This window comes from Streptomyces sp. NPDC020747 (assembly GCF_044334695.1).
Classification (GTDB): domain Bacteria; phylum Actinomycetota; class Actinomycetes; order Streptomycetales; family Streptomycetaceae; genus Streptomyces.
On the sequence record NZ_JBIRTJ010000013.1, the window covers coordinates 21,756 to 44,704 of the forward strand.

Here is a 22,949-nt window from a genome sequence, read left to right on the forward strand (position 1 = left end):
GATCAGGGTCGTGGCTGGTCGTGGGCGTGTGCCGAGGTGGGGCGTGGGGCTGCTGCTGGCGGCCCTGACCGCGTCGGCCGGCTGCGGCGGCGGCTCCGGGACCGACAGCGCGTCCGGTGACGTCCAGCGCGTGCTCGACACCCGGGCGGCGGCGGTACGCGACGGCAGCGAGCGGGAGTTCGTGGCGACGCAGGCACCGGCCACCCTCGCCGCCGGTGAACGGGCCGCCGCGCGCACCGAGTTCGGGAACCTGCGGGCAGTCCCGCTGGCCGACTGGGCGTACCGAGTGACCGGCCTCCACCGCTCCGGCGACCGCGCCACGGCCGACGCCGAGCTCCGCTACCGCATAGAGGGCTACGACAAGGCGCCCATCGTCACCGCCCGCACGCTCAGCCTGGCCCGGGCCGACGGGCGCTGGTACGTGACCGCCGACCGGCCCGCCAAGGACTCCAGCGAGCAGCTGTGGGAGCAGGGGACCGTCCTGGCCGTACGCGGCGAGCACAGCCTCGTCCTCGGCGTCGGTCGCCCGCCCGGCGCCCTGCGCCACTACGCGGAACTCGCCGACCGTGCGGTGCCCGCTGTGCGGGAGGCGTGGGGCGAGAACTGGTCGCGGCGGGTCGTCGTCCTCGTACCGAAGTCGCTGGACGGGATGGCGGGACTCCTCGGGGCGCCCGCGTCCGGGTACCGGGGGATCGCCGCGGTCACCACGGGCGAGGCGGGCGGATCCGCGAAGGCGCCCGCCGACCGGATCATCGTCAACCCCGACGCGTACGGGGTGCTCGGCGCCTTCGGGCGGCAGGTCGTCCTCACCCATGAGACGACCCATGTCGCGACCCGCGCGTCGACCTCGGCGGCCACGCCCTTGTGGCTCTCGGAGGGGTACGCGGACTGGGTCGGCTACCGCGGCACCGGGCGCACGCCGCAGCAGGCCGCGCCGGAGCTGGCTCGGGCGGTGGCTGAGGGCAAGGTGCCCGACGCGCTGCCGGGCGACGAGGACTTCGGCTTCGGCGGGGACGCGGGGTCGCTGGCGCGGGCCTACGAGGGCGGGTGGCTGGCCTGCCGGCTGATCGCCGAGCGGTGGGGCGAGGTGCGGCTGGGGGAGTTCTACCGGGCCGTGGGGGAGCGGGAGAAACGGGCCGGGGCCGTGGAGGCGGGGCTGGAGGAGGTTCTCGGTACGTCGCTGGAGGAGTTCACGGGGTTGTGGCGGGCTTATGTGCGGGATCGGCTTGGGTGATGGGCGCGGGCCGGTCGTGGCTGGGTGCGCAGTTCCCCGCGCCCCTGAAGACGCCTGGGCTGCAGCCGCGGTTGTTTAGGGGCGCGGGGCTGTGACATTTGCGGCTCCGCTCAGGAGTTCAGCGTCTCCTGAGTGCGGGGAGTCTCGCTGGGCAGCTCGGCCGGGGGCGCGTACGACACCGTGTCGCGCCAGAGGAGGGCGCCCGCGGTGACGGACGCGGCGACCAGCAGACCGTTGCGGATCACGAGCAGGGTGATGCCGAGGCCGTCACTGCCGACGACGTTCGCGAAGTAGATCGGGAACTCCAGGACCGTGAAGAAGCTCGCCGTCAGGACCATCCCGGCCGGCAGCCCCATCCGGCTGCCGCGGAAGACCAGGCACACGGCGGCCAGACCGACCAGCCACACCATGTACTGCGGGCTGATCACCCGGCTGGTGGTCGTGAACAGGAGCACCGCCACGAACGCGGCGTCCGCGAGTGTGTGCGCCAGGAAACGCGTCGCCAGCAGCCGCCACATCAGCAGCCAGCCGAACGCGAGCGCCGTCAGCAGCAGGGCCGCCGTGCTCACCAGGTCCACGTACGGGCCGAGGAATTCCACCGAGCCGTAGTTGAGCAGGACCTGGCCCTCCCAGCCGTGGTGCCGGGCGATGTGGAAGACCAGCGAGCCCAGCGACTCGATCTCGGTCCCCCGGTCGCGCTGGAAGGTCATGAAGGCGAACGCGCCGGGCATCGACACCGCGAACAACAGTGCCAGCCCCGCGGCCGTCGCCGCCGCCGAGCCCCACGCCTTCCGCTTCGCCGTGCCCACGAGCAGCAGCGCCGGCCACACCTTCAGCATCGCGCCGACCGCGGCGAGCGCGCCCATCACGCGCGGATGCCGGGCACCCGCGAGGATCGCGGCCACGACGACGGCCGTCACCATCACGTCGTACCGCGAGTACACCGTCGGCCCGAGGAGCGGCACGCCCACCACCCACACCCAGACGCCGCGCGGCGACTTGCCCGGGCGCCGGCCCGCGTACAGGAGCAGGCCGAAGGCGACCAGGTCGGCGAGGAAGGCGAGGACGAAGAACGCCGAGGTGTACTCCAGGAAGGGCAGCAGCGCGGGGGAGAGGATCGCGAGCGCGGCGGCCGGCGGGTACTGCCAGGTCACGTCTTCCAGCGGGAAGGTGCCGGTGCGCAGGACCTCGTACCAGCTCTGGTAGGTCACCGCGACGTCGCTCGTGACGTCAGGACCGGGGAAGACCCACACCTTGAAGACGAAGAGCAGCAGCATCAGCCTGGTCAGGCCCCAGGCCCCCAGCAGGAGATACGGGAACCTCGCGCCCCTTGCTCCCGTCATGCCCACCTGTCCTCTTCCGTACGGATCCTGTGCGGCCATGATTCCCCGCGCGGCTGTGCGAGAGCCATGAAGCGCGGCCGTGCGGAGCTGCCAGGTGCGGGTTCGGTACTTCCGTGCTTTCGGTACTGTCGACGGCGATGCACAAGACCCTGATCGTGACCAACGACTTTCCGCCGAGGCCGGGTGGCATCCAGGCCTTCCTGCACAACATGGCGTTGCGCCTGGACCCCGAGCGGCTCGTCGTCTACGCCTCCACGTGGAAGCGGGGCCGGGAGGGAGCCGAGGCGACGGCCGCCTTCGACGCCGAACAGCCCTTCGCCATCGTACGCGACCGAACAACCATGCTGCTGCCCACTCCGAGGGTCTCCCAGCGGGCCGTGGGGCTGCTCCGCGAGCACGGCTGTACGTCCGTGTGGTTCGGCGCGGCGGCGCCGCTCGGGTTGCTGGCGCCCGTGCTGAGGAAGGCCGGCGCCGAGCGCCTCGTGGCCACGACGCACGGTCATGAGGCGGGGTGGGCGCAACTGCCGGGCTCGCGCGGGCTGCTGCGCAGGATCGGTGAGTCGACGGACACGATCACGTATCTCGGCGAGTACACGCGCTCGCGGATCGCCGCCGCGCTGACGCCCGAGGCGGCCGCGCGGATGGCCCAACTGCCGCCGGGCGTCGACGAGAAGACCTTCCACCCGGGCTCGGGCGGTGACGTCGTCCGCGCCCGGCTCGGCCTGACCGACCGGCCGGTCGTGGTGTGCGTCTCCCGGCTGGTGCCGCGCAAGGGCCAGGACACGCTCATCCTCGCGATGCCGCGCATCCTGGCGCGCGAGCCCGAGGCGGTGCTGCTGATCGTGGGCGGCGGGCCGTACGGGAAGGATCTGCGCAGGCTCGCGCACGAGACCGGGGTCGCCGACTCCGTCCGCTTCACCGGGGCCGTTCCCTGGTCCGAACTGCCCGCCCACTACGGCGCCGGCGACGTCTTCGCCATGCCGTGCCGCACCCGCCGCGGGGGCCTCGACGTCGAGGGGCTCGGCATCGTCTACCTGGAGGCCTCGGCGACCGGGCTTCCCGTGGTCGCCGGCGACTCCGGCGGTGCGCCCGACGCCGTCCTCGACGGCGAGACCGGCTGGGTCGTCAGGGGCGGCTCCCCGGAGGCGGCGGCCGACCGCATCACCACTCTCCTCGCCGACGAGGAACTCCGCCGCAGCATGGGGGAGCGGGGAAGGGAGTGGGTCGAGGAGAAGTGGCGCTGGGACCTGCTGGCGGAGAAGCTGAAGCAGCTGGTGTAGGGCGGCTCCTGCCCCGCTCCCGGCTTCGGTCGAGCGGGATCCCCGTCGTGGGCGCGACCGGTCCCCACCGGCCCGCGGCCGTCCCACCGGCCGAACCCTCTTCGACAATACGAGCGGAACCACTAGGCGGAAGCCAATAATCCGCCCATGCTGCGCACATGACAGAAAAACTGACACATCGTCATCTGACTAGACGTCACATACTCGGCATGGTCGCCCTGCAGACCGCGGCCACCCTCGGCATCACCCGGATCAACCTCCAGGCGGCCCAGGCGGCCGAGCCCGACGCGGTCGACAACGCCCCCGCGATAGTCATCGGCTCCGGCTACGGCGCCGCGGTCGCCGCCCTTCGCCTCGGCCAGGCCGGCATCCGCACCCTCGTCCTGGAAATGGGCAGGCTCTGGAACACCCCCGGAGCCGACGGCAAGGTCTTCTGCTCCACCACCGCCCCCGACCAGCGCTCCATGTGGTTCCGCACCCGCACCGAGGCCCCGCTCGCCACCTTCCTCTGGCTGGACGTCGTCAACAAGGACATCACCTCGTACCCCGGCGTCCTCGACCGCGTACGCCACCAGAACATCTCGGTCTACGTGGGCCGCGGTGTCGGCGGCGGCTCCCTGGTCAACGGAGGAATGGCCGTCACCCCCCTCCGCTCGTACTTCACCGAGCAGTTCCCCACCGTGAACGCCACCGAGATGTACGACACGTACTTCCCGCGCGCCCGTCAGATGCTGGGCGTCAACACGATCGACCCGGCCTGGTTCGAGTCCACGGAGTGGTACCGCTTCACCCGGATCTCCCGCAAGCACGCCCAGAACGCCGGCCTGAAGACCACCTTCGTGCCGAGCGTCTACGACTTCGGCCACATGCAGCGCGAGGCGGCGGGCACCGCCACGAAGTCCGCGCTCGCGGGCGAGGTCATCTACGGCAACAACGAGGGCAAGCGCTCCCTCGACAAGACGTACCTCGCGGCGGCACTCGGCACGGGGAACGTCACGATCCAGACCCTGTCGCGGGCGCGGGGCATCCGGAGGGCGGCCGACGGCTCGTACGTCGTCACCGTCGACCGGATCGACAACACCGGGGCGGTCGTCGAGACCAAGGAGTACGGCTGTTCGTACCTCTTCCTCGGCGGCGGCAGCCTCGGTACGACCGAACTCCTGGTGCGCGCCCGTACGGTGGGCTCCCTGCCCGCCCTCGACGCGACCGTCGGCACCGGCTGGGGCACGAACGGCAACGTCATGACCGGCCGCTCCAACCACCTCTGGGACACGGTCGGGGCGAACCAGTCGACCATGCCCGTGATGGGCATCGACGACTGGGCCAACACCGCCAACCCCGTCTTCGCCGAGATCGCCCCGCTGCCCACGGGGCTCGAACACTGGATCAGCCTCTATCTGGCGATCACCAAGAACCCGGAGCGCGCGTCCTTCTCGTACGACGCGGCGAGCGACTCGGCGAAGATCGGCTGGACGGCCGCCCAGAGCGCGGTCTCCGTCAGCATGGCCAAGAAGCTCTTCGACCGGATCAACTCGGCCAACTCGACGATCTACCGCTACGACCTCTTCGGCAACAACAAGACCTTCGCCGACGACTTCACGTACCACCCGCTGGGCGGCTGCGTGCTGGGGAAGGCGACCGACAACTACGGCCGGGTGAAGGGGTATTCGAAGCTCTACGTCACCGACGGCTCGCTCGTGCCCGGCTCCATCGGGGTGAACCCGTTCGTCACGATCACCGCGCTCGCGGAACGGAACATGGCGCGGGTCCTCGCCGAGGATGCCGCGCCATAAGTGTTCAACTGGCTGATCAGCCCTGGTAGATGGCCTCGATCTCGTCCGCGTAGTCCTTCGCCACCACATTGCGCTTGAGCTTCAGGGACGGCGTGAGGTGGCCGGAGTCCTCGGTGAACTGGGAGGCAAGAATGCGGAACTTCCGCACCGATTCCGCCTTCGACACCGCGGCGTTGCCGTCGTCGACAGCACTCTGGATCGCCGCGAGCAGATCCGGATCCTGTCCGAGCGACGCCGCGGTGGAACCCGCCGGCTTGCCGTGCTCGTCGGCCCAGCGGCCCAGGAACTCCTCGTCGATGGTGATCAGCGCGCCCACGAACGGACGCCCGTCACCGACGACCATGCACTCCGCGACCAGCGCGTGCGCGCGGATCCGGTCCTCGATCACGGCCGGGGCGACGTTCTTGCCGCCCGCCGTGACGATGATCTCCTTCTTGCGGCCGGTGATCCGCAGATAGCCGTCCTCGTCGAGCGTGCCGATGTCACCGGTGTGGAACCAGCCGTCGGCGAGCGCCTCGGCGGTCGCGGCCTCGTTGTTCCAGTACCCCTTGAACAGGTGCTCGCCGTGCAGCAGCACCTCGCCGTCGTCCGCGATGCGGATCACGGAACCCGGCAGCGGCTGGCCGACCGTGCCGATCTTCTGCCGGTCCCACGGGTTGAAGGCGGTGGCCGCACACGACTCGGTGAGGCCGTAGCCCTCCAGGACCGTGAAGCCGATGCCGCGGAAGAAGTGGCCCAGACGCTCACCCAGCGGGGCGCCGCCCGAGATCGCGTACTCGCCCTTGCCGCCGAGCACCGCGCGCAGCTTGCTGTAGACGAGCTTGTCGAACGTCCTGTGCTTGATCTTCAGGCCGATCGACGGGCCCGACGGGGTGTCCAGCGCGCGGCTGTACGCGATCGCCGTGTCCGCCGCCTTGTCGAAGATCTTGCCCTTGCCGTCCGCCTGCGCCTTGGCCCGCGCCGAGTTGTAGACCTTCTCGAAGACGCGCGGCACACCGAGGATCAACGTCGGCCGGAACGAGGCCAGTTCGTCGGTGAGGTTCTTGATGTCCGGGACGGTGCCCAGCTTGATCGGCGCCATCATCGGCGCGACCTGCACGAGCCGCCCGAAGACGTGCGCGAGCGGCAGGAAGAGCAGCACCGAACACTCACCCGTACGGAACAGGGGGCGCAGCCGCTCCACGATGTTGCCGCACTCGGCGAAGAAGCTGCGGTGGGTCAGCACACAGCCCTTGGGGCGCCCGGTCGTGCCGCTCGTGTAGACGATGGTCGCCGGGTCGTCGGCCTTGGCGAGCGAGCTGCGCTCCTCGACGGCGGCGTCCGTGACGTCCTTGCCGGCCCGGCCCAGCTCCTCGACACCGCCGCCCTCGATCTGCCAGACGTGTTTGAGGTGCGGCAGCCCGTCACGCACCGACTCCACGGCGGCCGCGTGCACGTCCAGCTCCACGATGACGGCGGTCGCGCCCGAGTCGCCGAGGATCCACTGCACCTGCTCCGCCGAACTGGTCTCGTACACCGGCACGGTGACCGCGCCCGCGCTCCAGATCGCGAAGTCGAGGAGCGTCCACTCGTAGCGCGTACGCGACATCAGGCCGACCCGGTCGCCCGGCGCCACGCCCGATGCGATCAGGCCCTTGGCGGCGGCCTGCACCTCGGCGAGGAAGGTCGTGGCCGAGACATCCGTCCAAGTGCCGCCGACCTTACGGGCGATGACCGCCACGTCCGGATGCTGCGCGGCGTTTCTGTGGACGATGTCCGTCAGATTGCCGTCCGCGGGGACCTCGTACAAAGCCGGAAGGCTGAACTCGCGCAAGACTGCTGCTCCTCATAGGGCGCCGACGCCACGACTTCGTGTGATGCGACGGAGCGGTCCAAGGCTCGGGCGTGTGCTCTGGGACCCAGGTGGTTGAAACCCTGAGCACGACTGGACTGCCCGGACGTTACCCGCCGGTACTGCATCTACGACAGGGGGGCCGGTGAGATGTTCCCCGCGTCACACGTGTTGGCGTTCCTCCGCGCAGGGTAGTCCACCACGTTACTGACTGGGAGGTAACCGCAGGTCCGCCCGCATCTACACACGTTTGCTCCACAGGCTTACCCTTGATCGCCATGGCAGGCACACAAGGCGGCAACGGCGGCGAGACCCGCGAAACTCCACGGACACGGGTCCACGTCGTGAGCGACGTACACGGCAATGTCCGTGACCTGGCCCGGGCCGGTGACGGCGCGGACGCCCTGATCTGTCTCGGCGACCTCGTGCTCTTCATCGACTACGCCGACCACTCCCGCGGCATCTTCCCCGACCTGTTCGGCACGGAGAACACGAGCCGCATCGTCGAGCTGCGCACCGCCCGCCACTACGAGGAGGCCCGGGCCCTCGGCGCGCGGCTGTGGGCGGGCGTCGACCGCGGCCCCGCCATCGAGAAGGCCGTCCGCAAGCAGTACGCCGAACTGTTCGCGGCGTTCCCCACTCCGACGTACGCCACCTACGGCAACGTCGACGTGCCACCCCTGTGGTCGGAGTACGCCGGACCCGGCACCACCGTGCTCGACGGCGAGCGCGTCGAGATCGGCGGCCGCGTCTTCGGCTTCGTCGGCGGGGGCCTGCGTACACCCATGCGGACGCCGTACGAGATCAGCGACGAGGAGTACGCGGCGAAGATCGAGGCCGTCGGTGAGGTCGACGTGCTGTGCACGCACATCCCGCCGGAGGTGCCCGAGCTCCTCTACGACACCGTGGCGCGGAGATTCGAGCGGGGGAGCCGGGCACTGCTCGACGCGATCCGGCGCACCCGGCCGCGGTACTCGCTCTTCGGCCACGTCCATCAGCCGCTCGTCCGGCGGATGCGCGTCGGCGCCACGGAGTGCGTGAACGTAGGGCACTTCGCCGGAACGGGAAAGCCGTGGGCGCTGGAGTGGTGAGGGCCGGCGGCGGTCGCGGGGCCGCGGGCGGCCGGCCGGTCGCCGCGCGGTAGCCTTCACGCTGCATACACAGGTAGGAAGCGTTCGTACGCCGAAGTACACCCCTTTGTCCGGACCGCATCTGGAGGAGCCACAGCGATGGCGGAACACACCAGTTCGAGCATCACGATCGAGGCGGCACCGGCCGATGTCATGGCGGTGATCGCCGACTTCGCCCGCTATCCGGACTGGACCGGCGAGGTGAAGGAGGCGGAGGTGCTCGCCACGGACGAGAAGGGCCGCGCCGAGCAGGTGCGCCTCGTCATGGACGCCGGCGCGATCAAGGACGACCAGACCCTCGGCTACACCTGGACCGGCGACCACGAGGTCTCCTGGACCCTGGTCAAGTCCCAGATGCTCCGCTCCCTCGACGGCTCCTACATCCTCAAGCCCGCGGGCACCGGCGCCACCCAGGTCACCTACCTGCTCACCGTCGACGTCAAGATCCCCATGCTCGGCATGATCAAGCGCAAGGCGGAGAAGGTCATCATCGACCGCGCGCTGGCGGGCCTGAAGAAGAGGGTGGAGTCGGGCGAGAAGTAGTTTCTCAGCCCGTCCGGCGTTTGAGGACGAGCGCGTCAGCGCGATATCGGGGGTCTGGGGGCGGCAGCCCCCAGGGGATGGGAACGGGTAGGGGCGGCGGGGGCGAATCCCTCTCTGCTCAGCCGCCGGCCAGGCACGGGTACCGTTGACAGACATGCGCACCATCCTGATCACCGGCCCCGGCGGCTCCGGCCGCACCACCGTCGCCGCGGCCACGGCGGTGAAGGCCGCCCACCAGGGCACCCGCACCCTGGTGCTCACCGCCGACCGCACCGACACCCTCGGCGCCATCCTCGGCACCCCCACCGGCGGTACCCCCGCCGAGGCCGCCCCCGGCCTCACCACCTGGCGACCGGACGCCACCGAGGCCTTCCGCACGGACCTCCTCGCGTTCCAGGACCGCGCCGCCACCGGCCTCGACCTGCTGGGCGCCGCCCGTCTGGACGGCGAGGAGCTCACTCCCCTGCCCGGCGCCGAGGAACTCGCCCTGCTCCGCGCCCTGCGCGACGCGGCCACGGCGGACACGTACGACCTCCTGGTCGTCGACCTGCCGCCCGCCCCCCAGGCACTCGCCCTCCTCGCCCTGCCCGAACAGCTGCGCCGCTACCTCCGCCGCCTGCTCCCCGCGGAGCGGCAGGCCGCCCGCGCGCTGCGCCCCGTACTGGGCCGTCTCGCCGGCGTCCCGATGCCCTCGGAGTGGCTGTACGAGACGGCGGCCCGCTGGGACGTCGAACTGGCCGCCGTCCAGCTGGCCGTCGAGGACGCCGCCACGACCGTACGGCTGGTCGCGGAGCCGGGCCCGGCCGGCACCGACGCCGTGCGCACCGCCGCCACCGGCCTCGCCCTGCGCGGCCTGCGCACCGACGCCCTGGTCGCGAACCGCGTCCTGCCCGACGCGTCCCCCGACACCTGGCTCGCCGCCCTCGCCGTACAGCAGCGAAAGGCGCTCGACGAGTGGCGTGACGAGTGGGGCCGGACGTTCGACGTACACGAGCTCCCCCACCTCGGCCGGGACCCGCGCGGCGCCGAGGACCTCGCCGCGCTGCCGGTGCCCTCGCCGGGCGACGCTCCCGGACCTGTTGAGTGGCCCGTCGTGGACCGCCTCACCGACGACGGCGTGCTCGTCTGGCACATCCCCCTTCCCGGTGCGATACGGGAGGAGCTCGACCTCGTACGCCGCGGCGACGAACTCGTCGTCACCGCCGGGCAGTTCCGCCGGATCGTGCCCCTCCCGTCCGCCCTGCGCCGCTGCACGGTGGACGGCGCCTCCCTGCGCGACGGCGAACTGGCCGTCCGCTTCGCACCGGACCCGGACCTGTGGCCCCGGGGAAGGTGACCGGGTCCCGTTTCCGTGGCCGCGCACACGATGAACGGCGTACCCCCGTTCGGGTAACGTCGAGAGACACAGATCCCACGCTTGGAGTCCGCCATGAGCGATGAGCGCCCCACGTCCGACGCCGACGCCGCCAAGGACGCGCTCGACGAGGTGCGCGCGACCGACGCCGATGCCTGGGCGAAGGCGTGCGCCGAGGACCTCGCCGCGGAGAAGGCCCGCCGCCGCGTCCAGAACGGCCAGCCGCCCGGCTCGGCCGCCGAGGAACTGCGCAAGCTCGTCGACGCCGTCGCCGACAAGCTGACCGGACTGCAGTCGCCGCTGCTCGGCGCGGTCGCGGGCGGCGCCGCCCAGCAGATGGTCAACCAGGTCGTGCGGCAGGCCAAGGCCGCCGTCGAGCCCGTCATCGAGCGCAACCCCGACGTCTTCGACCACCTGGCCACCGCCGGCTCCGAACTGCTCGCCGCCTACCGCTCCGCGGTCGAGGCGCAGGAGCGGCGCTGGACCACCCGTGACACCGCCCAGGGCCCCCGTGACGAGGGCACCGGTCCCGGTGAACACATCGACCTCGACTGAAGCCGCTCGGGTACGGTTGGCCGTAGCGGGGCTCGACCGAAACTGAGGGATTCATGGGACTCACCATCGGCGTCGATATCGGCGGCACGAAGATCGCGGCCGGCGTGGTCGATGAGGAAGGCAACATCCTCTCGACCTTCAAGGTGCCGACTCCGACGACGCCGCAGGCCATCGTGGACGCGATCGCCGCGGCCGTGGAAGGTGCACGGGCGGGGCACGAGATCGTCGGCGTGGGCATCGGTGCCGCCGGATACGTCAACCGCCAGCGCTCGACGGTCTACTTCGCGCCGAACATCGACTGGCGGCAGGAGCCTCTGAAGGCCGAGGTGGAGGCCCGCGTGGGCCTGCCGGTCGTCGTCGAGAACGACGCGAACGCGGCGGCGTGGGGCGAGTACAAGTTCGGCGCGGGCAAGGGCCACCGCAACGTCATCTGCATCACGCTGGGCACCGGCCTCGGCGGCGGCATCATCATCGGCAACGAGCTGCGCCGCGGGCACTTCGGCGTGGCCGCCGAGTTCGGCCACATCCGGATGGTCCCCGACGGCCTGCTGTGCGGCTGCGGCTCCCAGGGCTGCTGGGAGCAGTACGCGTCCGGTCGCGCCCTCGTCAGATACGCGAAGCAGCGCGCCAACGCGACCCCCGAGAACGCGGAGATCCTGCTGTCGCTCGGCGACGGCTCCCCCGACGGCATCGAGGGCAAGCACATCTCGATGGCAGCCCGTCAGGGTGACGCGGTGGCCGTGGACTCGTACCGCGAGCTGGCCCGCTGGGCCGGTGCCGGTCTGGCCGATCTGGCCTCGCTCTTCGACCCCTCCGCGTTCATCGTCGGCGGCGGTCTCTCGGACGAGGGCGAGCTGGTCCTCGACCCCATCCGCAAGTCGTACAAGCGCTGGCTCGTGGGCGGCAACTGGCGTCCTGTCGCCGATGTCATCGCCGCCCAACTGGGCAACAAGGCGGGGCTGGTGGGTGCGGCGGACCTGGCTCGGGAGCCCGATCCGGTCATGTAGTCACGCTTCGACCGCCCGCCTTTCCCTCCGGGGGAGGCGGGCGGTTCTGTTTGTGGGGGTGAGGGGTTGAGGGGCGCGGGGAACTGCGCGACCAGCCCCCACCGGGCCCGCGGTGAATCTGACGGCCCAGGACAGGCAGGGCATATATCTTGATCGAATGCCGACCAGCCCTTCCGCCAGTCCGCTACCGGCGTCCCGTACGGAATCCGACGGCTCGGCCGTCATCCGGGTCCTCAGCTACAACATCCGCTCCATGCGAGACGACACCACCGCGCTCGCCCGAGTGATCACCGCCTGCGAACCGGACCTCGTCCTGGTCCAGGAGGCACCCCGCTTCTTCCGGTGGCGCAAGAAACTGGCCCGCCTGGCAGCCGCGTCCGGCCAGGTGATCCTCTCCGGTGGTGGCACGGCATCTGGCCCCGCCCTCCTCTGCTCCCTGCGGGCGACGGTCGAGCGCACCGAGGACGTACTGCTCCCGCTCACCCCAGGGCTGCACAGACGCGGCTTCGCCACCGCGGTCGTCCGCTTCGGCGGCGCCGCCCGTCTCGGCGTACTGAGCTGCCATCTCTCCCTCCAGAAGGACGAGCGCCACGAGCAGGGCGGCATGCTCCTCGACCGCCTCGCCGCCCTGGGCACGCCGCACGCCGTCGCGGGCGGCGACCTCAACGAACGACCGAACGGCCGCACCTTCAAACGCCTCGCCACCGAGCTGCAGGACGGCTGGGCGGTGGCCCCCTGGGGCGAGGAGTACACCTCGACGCCCGCCGAGCCCCACCAGCGCATCGACGCGCTCTTCGCCACCGAGGGCGTGGAGGTCCTGGGCTGCGGGGTACCGCTCGGTCACCCCGGAGTGACGGAGGCCGATCTGCGGGCCGCCACGGACCACCTGCCGGTCCTGGCGGCCCTCAGGGTGCCCGCCTCCCAGCGGCCATAGACGAGGGCCCGCCCGGAGCGTCTCCGGACGGGCCCTCGCACCTCGCACCTCATGCCTCGTACGACCGAGAAGAGCTGTCAGACCACCGCGCCGCGCCCCGGGTCGTCCTCGTCCTCGTCGTCGCCGCGCATGCGGCCCACCAGCGTGGCGAAGCCGCCGAGGAAACCGCCGATGCCGATGGTGGCGAGCCACCAGGTCATGGTCCAGCCGAGCAGGACGGCGAGGAGGAGCAGGAGCGGGCCGCCGATCACGGCCAGCCAGGCGAACCTGGCCGTCGCGTCCGTGGCGGGCAGCGGGGGCGGCTCGGGCGGCACGAAGTGGCCCTCGTCGTCCTCGTCGAGGTCCTCCTCGGCCGGTTCGGGCATCGAGTAGTCGCGCGGGCCGGCGACACCCGGCGCGAAGGCGACGGAGCTGCCGAGCGGCTTCTCGGTCTCGGCGGAGGGCTCGTCCTCCTCCGACGCCGGCTCCGTGGCCTCGGTGGTGTCTGTCGAGCCCTTCGTGTCCTTGGAGCTCTTGGGGTTTCTGGCACTCTTCGTGTCGGAGTCACCCGAGTCGTTCGTCTCGGGCTCCAGGAGCGCCAGGTCCTCGATCGACTTGAAGGGCTTGGCGCCGGGCGGGTCCGGCGGTTCGTCGCCGTACCCCGCGACGATCGCCTCCCACGCCGCGGCCTCGTCGAACGACGGGCCCTGCTCATCGCCGGACGGCGCGTCCTTCTCCTCGGGTTCGCGGTCCGCGTCGTGCTCAGCCACCAGTGGCCGTCCCTTCCTGCTGACCCGCCTGGCCCGCGCCGGTCTCCTTGCCGGCGCCGGGTGCGAGCCGGGAGACGAAGGCGAAGCTCTCCTCGAAGATCCGGTCCGCGTCGTGGTCCAACGTCGCGACGTGGTAGCTCTGTTCCAGGAGTATCTCCGCGACGTCGGTGGACGACACCCGGCTGAGGATGCGGACCGAGTCGGCGGGCGGCACGACATGGTCCTGCGGGCTGTGCAGGAGCAGCATCGGCTGGGTCACCTGCGGCAGCTCGCCGTCGACCAGCCGGAAGAAGTTCCGCAACGAGTGAGCCGCGTGCAGGGGCACCTTGTCGTAGCCGACCTCGATACCGCCCTCCTTCGCGATGTCGCTGGTCAGCCCCTTCGTCGTACGGACGAGATGACGGAGTACCGGAAGGGCGTACGCCGACAGGCCGTGCACCTTGTTCGCCGGGTTGACGACCACGATGCCGCTGATCTCGTCGCCGTGCCTGGCGGCGAGCCGCAGGGTGAGGGCGCCGCCCATGGAGAGGCCGAAGACGAAGACCTGGGAGCAGCGCTCACGCAGGGCGCGCAGCTCGCGGTCCACCTCCGCGTACCAGTCCTGCCAGCCGGTGAGCTGCATGTCCTCCCAGCGCGTGCCGTGCCCGGGCAGCAGCGGCAGCGCGACGGTCAGACCGCGATCGGCGAGATACTCCGCCCAGGGGCGCAGCGACTGCGGAGAACCGGTGAACCCGTGGCAGAGAAGGACCCCGACCTCTCCGCCCTCGTGGCGGAACGGCTCGGCTCCAGGAAGGACCGGCACCTTCGGTCTCCTGTTCATTGAAGAGGGACGACTCATGGAAGAAGGACGCTCTTGGACGACGGCGGAAGGACGCTCTGGGAAGAAGGACGACTCATGAAGAGGGACGGCTGCTCATGGAGAACTGTTCATTCGGGAGAACGGTTCCCTGTTCATTCCGGGGCGACGCGACGACCACCCCGAAGCTTCGAGGCGTACTTCACCGTACGCGACCGCACTGACACCGACCAGGGCCGTCGGGCCCTTTGACAGTGCTCCGGGTTAAGGTCTGACCGACAGACACAGGAGGCACTCGGTTGATCTACGGCGCAATGAAGTTTTCCATCGGAGGGCCCCTGAAGCTCGCTTTCAGGCCCTGGGTGGAAGGCCTCGAGAACATTCCCGCCGAGGGCCCGGCCATCCTGGCGAGCAATCACCTGTCGTTCTCGGACTCGTTCTTCCTGCCCGCGGTCCTGGACCGCAAGGTGACGTTCATCGCGAAGGCCGAGTACTTCACGACCCCCGGGGTCAAGGGCCGGATGACGGCCGCCTTCTTCAAGGGCGTCGGCCAGCTGCCGGTGGACCGCTCCGGAGGGCGCGGCGCGGGCGAGGCGGCGATCAAGAGCGGCGTGGACGTCCTCGAACGCGGCGAGCTGTTCGGCATCTATCCCGAGGGCACGCGGTCGCCCGACGGCCGCCTCTACCGGGGCAAGCCCGGCGGCCTCGCGCGCGTGGCCCTCGCCACCGGCGCTCCCGTCATCCCGGTCGCCATGATCGACACGGAGAAGATCCAGCCGCCCGGCAAGGTGATGCCCAAGCTGATGCGCCCGGGCATCCGCATCGGCAGGCCGCTGGACTTCAGCCGGTACAACGGCATGGAGCACGACCGGTTCGTCCTGCGCGCCCTGACCGACGAGGTCATGTACGAGATCATGAAGCTCTCCGGGCAGGAGTACGTCGACATCTACGCGACGGCCGCCAAACGGCAGATCGCGGACGAGGCGAAGGCGCAGAAGCAGGCGCTCAAGGAAGCCCAGAAGGAAGCCGAGCAGGCGCGGGAGCAGACCGAGAAGGACGAGAAGGACGATAAGGAACGGTCCGACTCCTAGACGCGGCCGTCGGGGGATGGGGTAGTGGGGGACATGGCCAAGCGCGAGATAGTCATGAGAATGTCGGTCGAGCAGCCCCTGTGGCGCGCGCTGACCGGGTACCGCGTCCTGACGATGTTCTACGCGATCGGCCTCTTCGCCACGCACTACGGCAGCTTCGTCCGTCCCGAAGTGGCCATCGGCTACTACCTGGTGCTCATCGCGTGGACCTTCGGAACTCTGCCCAGGGTGGCCAACGCGGCCAGCTGCACCAAGCGCTTCCTCGCCGCCGACCTGACCATCGCGCTCACCGGCATCCTCCTCACGCCGGTCGTGGACGCCCACGACCGGATCGTGGCAGGCGGCCCGACCCTCCCGTCGATATGGACCGCGGGTTCCGTGCTGGCGTTCGCGATCAAGGGCGGCTGGCGCTGGGCGGCCTTCGCCTCGGCGCTCGTCGGCGTCGCCAACGTCGTCCAGCGCGGCGCGTTCAGCCAGGACACCCTCCACAACGTGCTGCTCGTCTGGGTCGCCTCCATCGCCATCGGATACGTCGTCGAGGTGGCCCGCGCCTCCGAGCGCACCCTCGCCCGCGCCCTGGAGATCGAGGCCGCGACGCGCGAGCGGGAGCGGCTGGCCCGTGACATCCACGACGGCGTCCTCCAGGTGCTGGCCATGGTGCAGCGGCGCGGTTCCGCACTCGGCGGCGAGGCCGCGGACCTGGGCCGTCTCGCGGGCGAGCAGGAGGTCGCGCTGCGCACCCTGGTCTCGGGCGGGCTCGTACCGGTCTCACGTGTGTCCGAGGACGAGGCCGAGGGCGCCCTGGTGCGCGCGGTGGACGAGCCGGACCCGGACGACGGCGGCCCCTGCGACCTGCGCGCGCTGCTCGCCCCGTACGCCACCGCGAAGGTGACCTTCTCCGCGCCGGGCACCCCGGTGCCGCTCGACCCGGCCGCCGCGAAGGAGCTGGCCGCCGCCGTCGGGGCCGCCCTGGACAACGTCCACCGGCACGTGGGCGCGGACGCCCGCGCGTGGATCCTGGTCGAGGACGAGCCGGACGAGGTGATCGTGACCGTACGCGACGACGGCCCCGGCATCCCCGAGGGCCGGCTCGCCCAGGCCGAGGGGGAGGGCCGCCTCGGCGTGGCCCTCTCGATCCGCGGACGGCTGCGCGAGATCGGGGGCACGGCCGAACTGATCTCGGTGCCGGGCCAGGGCACGGAGGTCGAACTGAAGGTTCCGAAGACGGACGCGGCGAATGCGGCGGGCACGACGGGCGTGACGAATGTGAAGGACCCGAAGAGTTCATGGGGGAAGGCGGAACAGCGATGACAAGGCCGACAGGGAAGTCGCCGCAGAAGTCGACGGGAAAGTCGCCGCGGAGGTCGACGGGGAAGTCGATGCGGGAGTCGACGAGGCAGACGACAGGCAGGACGACGGAGGCCATGGCGAAGGCAGGGCGGCGATGAGTGACGGACAGGGCCCGATCAGGGTCATGGTGGTGGACGACCACCCCATGTGGCGCGACGCGGTCGCGCGCGACCTGGCCGAGTCCGGGTTCGACGTGGTCGCCACGGCGGGCGACGGCGAGCAGGCGGTGCGCCGGGCGCAGGCCGCCGCCCCCGACGTCCTCGTCCTCGACCTGAACCTGCCGGCCAAGCCCGGTGTGCAGGTCTGCAAGGAACTGGTCGGGGCCAATCCCGCCCTGCGCGTCCTGGTCCTCTCCGCGAGCGGCGAGCACGCGGACGTCCTGGAGGCGGTCAAGTCGGGGGCCACCGGCTATCTGCTCAAGTCGGCGTCCACGGACGAGCTGATCGACGCGGTGCGCCGCACGGCCGTCGGGGACCCCGTCTTCACGCCCGGGCTCGCGGGCCTGGTCCTCGGCGAGTACCGCAGACTCGCCTCCGACCCCGGACCCGCCACGGGCGGCGACGAGCCCAGGGCCCCGCAGCTCACCGACCGTGAGACCGAGGTGCTCCGGCTGGTCGCCAAGGGCCTGAGCTACAAGCAGATCGCCGAGCGCCTGGTGATCTCCCACCGCACGGTCCAGAACCATGTGCAGAACACCCTGGGCAAGCTTCAGCTCCACAACCGTGTGGAGCTGGTGCGCTATGCCATAGAGCGGGGCCTCGACGACGCGTAAACCGTCCGCGTCCCACCAAAGAGTGAAGACGCGTGATCAACCCCCGCACAATTCACCGGAATTGACCTTCCGCCCTCTGCTGAAGTGACCTGGATCACTATTAGCGTGAGTCCCATCAGTCAACCGCGGCGAAGGGACTTTTCCATGCGGGTCGGAGTACTGACCGGAGGCGGCGACTGCCCCGGGCTCAACGCCGTCATCCGGGGCATCGTCCGCAAGGGCGTGCAGGAGTACGGCTACGACTTCACCGGCTTCCGGGACGGCTGGCGGGGGCCCCTGGAAGGTGACGCCGTCCGGCTCGACATTCCGGCCGTGCGCGGCATCCTGCCCCGCGGCGGCACCATCATCGGCTCCTCGCGCACCAACCCCCTCAAGGTCGAGAACGGCATCCGCCGGATCAAGGAGAACCTCGCCAAGCTGGAGGTCGACGCGCTCATCGCGATCGGCGGCGAGGACACGCTGGGTGTCGCCGCGCGTCTCACGGACGAGTACGGAGTCCCGGTGGTCGGTGTCCCGAAGACCATCGACAACGACTTGTCGGCCACGGACTACACCTTCGGCTTCGACACCGCCGTGGGTATCGCGACCGAGGCGATCGACCGGTTGCACACCACCGCCGAGTCGCACATGCGGGTGCTCGTCTGCGAGGTGATGGGGCGGCACGCGGGCTGGATCGCGCTCCACTCGGGTCTCGCGGGCGGCGCGAACGTCATCCTCATCCCCGAGCAGCGCTTCGACGTCGACCAGGTCTGTGCGTGGGTGACCTCGCGCTTCAAGGCCTCGTACGCGCCGATCGTGGTCGTCGCGGAGGGGGCGATGCCCAAGGACGGCGACATGGTCCTCAAGGACGGGTCGCTGGACTCCTTCGGGCATGTCCGGCTCTCCGGGGTGGGGGAGTGGCTGTCCAAGGAGATCGAGCGCCGCACGGGCAAGGAGGCCCGCACGACGGTCCTCGGCCATGTCCAGCGGGGCGGTACCCCGAGCGCCTTCGACCGCTGGCTCGCCACCCGCTTCGGCCTCCACGCCATCGAGGCCGTCCGCGACGGCGACTTCGGCAAGATGGTCGCCCTCCAGGGCACCGACATCGTCCGCGTCCCCATCGCCGAGGCCACGGCCCGCCTGAAAACGGTGGACCCCCGCCTCTACGCGGAGGTCGGAGTCTTCTTCGGCTGACCGCGTTTCCCTCGCCCCCGCCGCCCCTTCCCGTCCCGTCCCTGGGGGCTGCGCCCCCAGACCCCCGTATCGCGCTGACGCGCTCGTCCTCAAACGCCGGACGGGCTGAAAATCAGCCCCTCCGGCGTTTGAGGAGCGGGGGTTCGGGGGCGGAGCCCCTGAGTAAGGGACGATGGGGGTCCCCCCGCTCTGGGGGCACCTCCCGGCCGGAGGCTGGGGGAGAAGCCGAGAGTGGGGGAGTGTAGGGGCGGCGGGGGCGAGAACCCCTCGGTGGAGGACGTCCGCGACTACACGGCGGGCCGCCGCTCCGAGAACGTGCCGGTGCCGGCCCCCGCAACCACCCGAGCCACCAGTTCCCGTACGACGTCCGCGCCGCGCAGCGTCAGCACCGACTCCGGATGGAACTGGACCCCGGCGAACCCGGGCCCGCGCAGCGCGTGCACCTCGCCCGCCCCGCTGCGGCTGACCTCGACCCCGTGGGCCGCCAGTTCCACCGCCGCCTCGTCGTCGCACCGCGCCACGAAGCTGTTGTAGAAGCCAACGGTCTCCGTCCGCCCGAAGAGGTCGATGTCCGTCTGGGCACCCTGGTAGGGGACCTCCTTGCGGACGGTCTCCAGGCCCAGCTCCGCCGCGATCAGCTCATGCCCGAGGCAGACCCCCAGCACGCCGTGCCGGTGGCTCCGGATCACCTCCGCGGTCAGCCCGCGCAGGAAGACCATCTTCGGGTCCGTAGTGTCCGAGGGGTCCCCCGGACCGGGCCCCAGCACCAGCGGACCCTCGTGCGCGAGCACCGCCTCCCGCAGCCCCGGCTCGTCGAACCGCCGGACGGTCACCGCGAGCCCCGACGAGCGCAGCAGATGCGCGAGCATCGCCGTGAAGGTGTCCTCCCCGTCCACGACCAGCGCATGGCCCTCCAGCTCGGCCGACCGCTCCTGCATCCGCAGCCAGAACGGCGCAAGGGCCGCCCGCCGCCCGTCCAGCGCCGCCCGCACCCGCGGATCGTCCGCGAGACTCGCCCGTACGTCCAGCTCCCGCGGCCGACCGGGGCGTACCCCCAGCGCCGCCAGCACCCCGGCCGCCTTCGCATGCGTCTCGGCGACCTCGCTCGCCGGGTCCGACCCCCGTACGAGCGTCGCGCCGACCGGGACCCGCAGCCGGCCGCCCCCGTCGATGTCGGCGGTCCGGATGAGAATGGGCGAGTCGAGGGTCTGGGCCCCGCCGGAGTCGCGCCCGATCAACGCCAGCGCCCCGGCGTAGTACCCGCGCCCGACACCGTCCCGCCCGAGGGGCTCGTACCGCTCGATGACCCGGCAGGCGTTCTGCACCGGCGACCCGGTGACCGTCGCCGCGAACATGGTCTCCTTCAGCACCTCCCGCACGTCCAGCGACGACTTGCCCCGCAACTCGTACTCGGTGTGCGCGAGATGGGCCATCTCCTTCAGCCGCGGCCCGATCACGACACCACCCATGTCACCGACCGTGCACATCATCTTGAGCTCCTCGTCGACGACCATCGAGAGCTCCTCGATCTCCTTGCCGTCGGCCAGGAACTCCAGCAGGTCCTCCGGCGTCGGCCCCTCGGCGGGATAGCGGTACGTCCCGCTGATCGGGTTCATCACGACGGTCCCGCCGGACATCCGGACATGTACTTCAGGGCTCGCCCCGACCAGCGTCCGCTCTCCGGTGTGCACCACGAACGTCCAGTACGCCCCCCGCTCGCCGACCAGCAGCCGCCGGAAGAGTGCCAGCGCGTCGGCCCGTCCGAACCCCGGGATCTCGCCCTCGTACGTCCGCCGGATGACGAAGTTCGCGCCCTCGCCCCGCCCGATCTCCTCGCGCAGCACCCGCCCGACGATCTCCGCGTACGCCTCGTCCGCGACGTCGAAGCCACCTCCCTCGACCCGCACGTCGTGCGCGGGCAGCTCCGACAGGGCCTGCTCCAGGGGGAGTTCGTACGACTCCTCGGGGGTGAGCACGGCGAGCGGGGTGCCGTCGTCGCGGACGTCGAAGCCGCGCTCCCGGATCTGGCGGAACGGGACGAGGGCGAGGCCCTCGGGGATGTCGGCCAGCCGCTCGTACTCGGTGACCGGGCCGAGCAGCAGCTCGACGGTGTCGTGATCATGGCCCGGCGTGCGGCGGCGCAGCAGGGCGAACGGGCGGGGATCGGCCGGCAGGTCGAGCAGATTCATGGGTCCGGGTTCCTTCTCGGCGTCTCGTGGGAGAGGGCTGGAGAGGAACGGTCCCGGTCGCGAAAACACCGAAGGCCGCCCCTCGGGCGGCCTTCGCGAAGTCTTGCGTACGCGCAGTCAGTGGGCCGCCGGATGAGCGGTCCACCACCAGTTCTGGGTCGAATGCGCGAACATGCGCCGCACCCTACCCCATGCGACACCCTGTGTGACGGCGTGCATATGGGCGGGTGCCGGCGCACACAGCGGGGCGTTCGATCGAGCGCGGCCCGTCTCAATTGATGAGCATGGGGATGGACGCCCGACACGACCCCGTAATGTTGAGGTCGTGACCGTGAACGCTAAGTCCAGCGCAAGCGCTGGCAACACCTGGCGAGACCTGCCCGCGGCGCAGCAGCCCGAGTACCCCGATGCCGAGGCTCTGCGCGATGTGATCGCGGACCTCGAGTCGTATCCGCCGCTCGTCTTCGCCGGCGAGTGCGACCAGCTGCGCGCCCGGCTGGCAGCCGTCGCCAAGGGCGAGGCGTTCCTGCTTCAGGGCGGCGACTGCGCCGAGGCCTTCGACGCCGTGTCAGCCGACCACATCCGCAACAAGCTCAAGACCCTGCTCCAGATGGGCGCCGTCCTCACGTACGCGGCGTCCGTGCCGGTCGTGAAGGTCGGCCGCATCGCCGGCCAGTACTCCAAGCCGCGCTCCAAGAACACCGAGACCCGCGACGGCGTGACCCTGCCGACCTACCGCGGCGACTCGGTCAACGGCTTCGAGTTCAACGAGAAGGCCCGCGTCCCGGACCCCGAGCGCCTGAAGCGGATGTACAACGCCTCCGCCTCCACGCTCAACCTGGTGCGCGCCTTCACCACCGGCGGTTACGCCGACCTGCGTCAGGTGCACGCCTGGAACCAGGACTTCGTGAAGACCTCGCCGTCGGGGCAGCGCTACGAGCAGCTGGCGCGCGAGATCGACCAGGCGCTGAACTTCATGCACGCCTGCGGGGCCGACCCGGAGGAGTTCAAGACCGTCGAGTTCTACGCCTCCCACGAGGCGCTGCTCCTCGACTACGAATCGGCGCTGACCAGGGTCGATTCCCGTACGGGCCATCTGTACGACGTCTCCGGGCACATGGTGTGGATCGGTGAGCGCACCCGTCAGCTGGACGGCGCGCACATCGAGTTCGCCTCGAAGATCCGCAACCCGGTCGGCGTCAAGCTGGGCCCGACGACGACGGCCGAGGACGCGCTGCAGTACATCGAGCGCCTCGACCCGGACCGCGAGCCCGGCCGGCTGACCTTCATCGTCCGCATGGGCGCCGACAAGGTCCGCGACAAGCTGCCCGAGCTGGTCGAGAAGGTCACCGCCTCGGGCGCGACCGTCGCCTGGATCACCGACCCGATGCACGGCAACACCTACGAGGCGGCCTCCGGCCACAAGACCCGCCGCTTCGACGACGTGCTCGACGAGGTCAAGGGCTTCTTCGAGGTCCACAAGGGTCTGGGCACCCACCCGGGCGGCATCCACGTCGAGCTCACCGGTGACGACGTCACCGAGTGCGTGGGCGGCGGCGACGAGATCTTCGTCGACGACCTGCACCAGCGCTACGAGACGGCCTGCGACCCGCGCCTGAACCGCAGCCAGTCCCTTGACCTGGCGTTCCTGGTGGCGGAGATGTACCGGGACCAGTAGTAGATCAACAGCCGGTTCGGCTGTTACACGGACATGCGAGGGCATGTGTTGGGGCGCGGATCACATACGATCCGCGCCCCATCGCACTTTTGCGGCCCCGGTCCGGCGGGTAAGGTTAGGTTAGCCTCACCGACTATCGGGATGGCG

Annotated in this window: 20 protein-coding genes; 14 read left to right on the forward strand and 6 right to left on the reverse strand. The window is 70.8% G+C overall.

The window, feature by feature from the left end; translation table 11 throughout:
• The first annotated feature begins 10 nt into the window (after positions 1-10).
• Positions 11-1,234: a hypothetical protein gene (locus tag ACH4YP_RS30675; RefSeq protein ID WP_398493862.1), complete on the forward strand. Its 1,224-nt coding sequence runs from the start codon at positions 11-13 to the stop codon at positions 1,232-1,234.
• Between the two features lie 110 nt (positions 1,235-1,344).
• Here the strand turns inward: ACH4YP_RS30675 and ACH4YP_RS30680 are convergent, their stop codons facing one another.
• Positions 1,345-2,577 (reverse strand): glycosyltransferase 87 family protein, encoded by a 1,233-nt coding sequence (locus ACH4YP_RS30680; protein WP_398493864.1) that lies wholly within the window; start codon positions 2,575-2,577, stop codon positions 1,345-1,347.
• A gap of 137 nt (positions 2,578-2,714) precedes the next feature.
• Between ACH4YP_RS30680 and ACH4YP_RS30685 the strand changes: the two genes are divergently transcribed.
• Both ACH4YP_RS30685 and ACH4YP_RS30690 read left to right on the forward strand, forming a co-directional pair.
• Entirely contained in the window at positions 2,715-3,857 is a 1,143-nt protein-coding gene (locus ACH4YP_RS30685) for a glycosyltransferase family 4 protein (protein ID WP_398493866.1), read from the forward strand.
• 209 nt (positions 3,858-4,066) lie between these two features.
• Positions 4,067-5,650 carry a GMC oxidoreductase gene (locus ACH4YP_RS30690; protein WP_398494298.1) on the forward strand — a complete coding sequence of 528 codons (1,584 nt, stop codon included), beginning with the start codon at positions 4,067-4,069 and terminating at the stop codon, positions 5,648-5,650.
• Between the two features lie 16 nt (positions 5,651-5,666).
• Here the strand turns inward: ACH4YP_RS30690 and ACH4YP_RS30695 are convergent, their stop codons facing one another.
• The gene (locus tag ACH4YP_RS30695) at positions 5,667-7,463 is read right to left on the reverse strand and encodes an AMP-binding protein (protein WP_361058021.1); all 1,797 of its coding nucleotides are present in this window, start codon (positions 7,461-7,463) and stop codon (positions 5,667-5,669) included.
• Between the two features lie 296 nt (positions 7,464-7,759).
• Here ACH4YP_RS30695 and ACH4YP_RS30700 point away from each other — a divergent pair, with 296 nt between their 5' ends.
• The 6 genes from ACH4YP_RS30700 (at position 7,760) to ACH4YP_RS30725 (ending at position 13,004) form a co-directional block, all read left to right on the forward strand.
• A complete protein-coding gene (locus ACH4YP_RS30700) occupies positions 7,760-8,572 on the forward strand; it encodes a metallophosphoesterase (protein ID WP_398493868.1) in 813 nt (270 codons plus the stop codon).
• A 138-nt stretch (positions 8,573-8,710) separates the two neighbouring features.
• The gene (locus ACH4YP_RS30705) at positions 8,711-9,154 is read left to right on the forward strand and encodes an SRPBCC family protein (RefSeq protein WP_361058025.1); all 444 of its coding nucleotides are present in this window, start codon (positions 8,711-8,713) and stop codon (positions 9,152-9,154) included.
• Positions 9,155-9,308: 154 nt separating this feature from the next.
• A complete protein-coding gene (locus ACH4YP_RS30710; protein WP_398493870.1) occupies positions 9,309-10,490 on the forward strand; it encodes an ArsA family ATPase in 1,182 nt (393 codons plus the stop codon).
• A gap of 93 nt (positions 10,491-10,583) precedes the next feature.
• Positions 10,584-11,063, forward strand: coding sequence for a DUF5304 domain-containing protein (locus ACH4YP_RS30715; protein ID WP_361058029.1), 480 nt, complete (start codon positions 10,584-10,586; stop codon positions 11,061-11,063).
• A 53-nt stretch (positions 11,064-11,116) separates the two neighbouring features.
• Entirely contained in the window at positions 11,117-12,070 is a 954-nt protein-coding gene (locus ACH4YP_RS30720) for an ROK family glucokinase (protein ID WP_361058031.1), read from the forward strand.
• Between the two features lie 157 nt (positions 12,071-12,227).
• Positions 12,228-13,004, forward strand: a complete 777-nt coding sequence (locus tag ACH4YP_RS30725; RefSeq protein ID WP_398493873.1) for an endonuclease/exonuclease/phosphatase family protein — start codon at positions 12,228-12,230, stop codon at positions 13,002-13,004.
• 77 nt (positions 13,005-13,081) lie between these two features.
• Here ACH4YP_RS30725 and ACH4YP_RS30730 read toward each other — a convergent pair whose 3' ends face one another.
• Both ACH4YP_RS30730 and ACH4YP_RS30735 read right to left on the reverse strand, forming a co-directional pair.
• Positions 13,082-13,753: a hypothetical protein gene (locus ACH4YP_RS30730; RefSeq protein WP_361058035.1), complete on the reverse strand. Its 672-nt coding sequence runs from the start codon at positions 13,751-13,753 to the stop codon at positions 13,082-13,084.
• Positions 13,746-14,555: an alpha/beta fold hydrolase gene (locus ACH4YP_RS30735; RefSeq protein WP_361058037.1), complete on the reverse strand. Its 810-nt coding sequence runs from the start codon at positions 14,553-14,555 to the stop codon at positions 13,746-13,748. The genes ACH4YP_RS30730 and ACH4YP_RS30735 overlap by 8 nt, the downstream gene beginning before the upstream one ends.
• A gap of 296 nt (positions 14,556-14,851) precedes the next feature.
• Between ACH4YP_RS30735 and ACH4YP_RS30740 the strand changes: the two genes are divergently transcribed.
• The 4 genes from ACH4YP_RS30740 to ACH4YP_RS30755 all read left to right on the forward strand — a co-directional run bounded on the left by ACH4YP_RS30740 (position 14,852) and on the right by ACH4YP_RS30755 (position 18,935).
• Positions 14,852-15,640, forward strand: a complete 789-nt coding sequence (locus ACH4YP_RS30740) for a lysophospholipid acyltransferase family protein (protein ID WP_361058117.1) — start codon at positions 14,852-14,854, stop codon at positions 15,638-15,640.
• 33 nt (positions 15,641-15,673) lie between these two features.
• Positions 15,674-16,951 carry a MacS family sensor histidine kinase gene (gene macS, locus ACH4YP_RS30745; RefSeq protein WP_398493875.1) on the forward strand — a complete coding sequence of 426 codons (1,278 nt, stop codon included), beginning with the start codon at positions 15,674-15,676 and terminating at the stop codon, positions 16,949-16,951.
• 133 nt (positions 16,952-17,084) lie between these two features.
• Positions 17,085-17,762 carry a response regulator transcription factor gene (locus ACH4YP_RS30750; RefSeq protein ID WP_143637911.1) on the forward strand — a complete coding sequence of 226 codons (678 nt, stop codon included), beginning with the start codon at positions 17,085-17,087 and terminating at the stop codon, positions 17,760-17,762.
• A 144-nt stretch (positions 17,763-17,906) separates the two neighbouring features.
• Positions 17,907-18,935 carry a 6-phosphofructokinase gene (locus tag ACH4YP_RS30755; protein ID WP_055612065.1) on the forward strand — a complete coding sequence of 343 codons (1,029 nt, stop codon included), beginning with the start codon at positions 17,907-17,909 and terminating at the stop codon, positions 18,933-18,935.
• 287 nt (positions 18,936-19,222) lie between these two features.
• Here ACH4YP_RS30755 and ACH4YP_RS30760 read toward each other — a convergent pair whose 3' ends face one another.
• On the reverse strand, positions 19,223-21,124 hold the full coding sequence (locus ACH4YP_RS30760) for an anthranilate synthase family protein (protein ID WP_398493878.1): 1,902 nt from the start codon (positions 21,122-21,124) through the stop codon (positions 19,223-19,225).
• A 117-nt stretch (positions 21,125-21,241) separates the two neighbouring features.
• Entirely contained in the window at positions 21,242-21,343 is a 102-nt protein-coding gene (locus tag ACH4YP_RS30765) for a trp operon leader peptide (RefSeq protein ID WP_361058043.1), read from the reverse strand.
• 106 nt (positions 21,344-21,449) lie between these two features.
• Between ACH4YP_RS30765 and ACH4YP_RS30770 the strand changes: the two genes are divergently transcribed.
• The gene (locus tag ACH4YP_RS30770; RefSeq protein WP_398493880.1) at positions 21,450-22,802 is read left to right on the forward strand and encodes a class II 3-deoxy-7-phosphoheptulonate synthase; all 1,353 of its coding nucleotides are present in this window, start codon (positions 21,450-21,452) and stop codon (positions 22,800-22,802) included.
• Positions 22,803-22,949 lie beyond the last annotated feature (147 nt).

Excerpts from the sequence above, each read along its gene's own strand:
- ACH4YP_RS30680 (WP_398493864.1), bottom strand. The coding sequence starts at position 2,577 with ATGACGGGAGCAAGGGGCGCGAGGTTCCCGTATCTCCTGCTGGGGGCC.
- ACH4YP_RS30685 (WP_398493866.1), top strand. The coding sequence starts at position 2,715 with ATGCACAAGACCCTGATCGTGACCAACGACTTTCCGCCGAGGCCGGGT.
- ACH4YP_RS30690 (WP_398494298.1), top strand. The coding sequence starts at position 4,067 with ATGGTCGCCCTGCAGACCGCGGCCACCCTCGGCATCACCCGGATCAAC.
- ACH4YP_RS30700 (WP_398493868.1), top strand. The coding sequence starts at position 7,760 with ATGGCAGGCACACAAGGCGGCAACGGCGGCGAGACCCGCGAAACTCCA.
- ACH4YP_RS30705 (WP_361058025.1), top strand. The coding sequence starts at position 8,711 with ATGGCGGAACACACCAGTTCGAGCATCACGATCGAGGCGGCACCGGCC.
- ACH4YP_RS30710 (WP_398493870.1), top strand. The coding sequence starts at position 9,309 with ATGCGCACCATCCTGATCACCGGCCCCGGCGGCTCCGGCCGCACCACC.
- ACH4YP_RS30715 (WP_361058029.1), top strand. The coding sequence starts at position 10,584 with ATGAGCGATGAGCGCCCCACGTCCGACGCCGACGCCGCCAAGGACGCG.
- ACH4YP_RS30720 (WP_361058031.1), top strand. The coding sequence starts at position 11,117 with ATGGGACTCACCATCGGCGTCGATATCGGCGGCACGAAGATCGCGGCC.
- ACH4YP_RS30725 (WP_398493873.1), top strand. The coding sequence starts at position 12,228 with ATGCCGACCAGCCCTTCCGCCAGTCCGCTACCGGCGTCCCGTACGGAA.
- macS (WP_398493875.1), top strand. The coding sequence starts at position 15,674 with ATGGCCAAGCGCGAGATAGTCATGAGAATGTCGGTCGAGCAGCCCCTG.
- ACH4YP_RS30750 (WP_143637911.1), top strand. The coding sequence starts at position 17,085 with ATGAGTGACGGACAGGGCCCGATCAGGGTCATGGTGGTGGACGACCAC.
- ACH4YP_RS30755 (WP_055612065.1), top strand. The coding sequence starts at position 17,907 with ATGCGGGTCGGAGTACTGACCGGAGGCGGCGACTGCCCCGGGCTCAAC.
- ACH4YP_RS30760 (WP_398493878.1), bottom strand. The coding sequence starts at position 21,124 with ATGAATCTGCTCGACCTGCCGGCCGATCCCCGCCCGTTCGCCCTGCTG.
- ACH4YP_RS30765 (WP_361058043.1), bottom strand. The coding sequence starts at position 21,343 with ATGCACGCCGTCACACAGGGTGTCGCATGGGGTAGGGTGCGGCGCATG.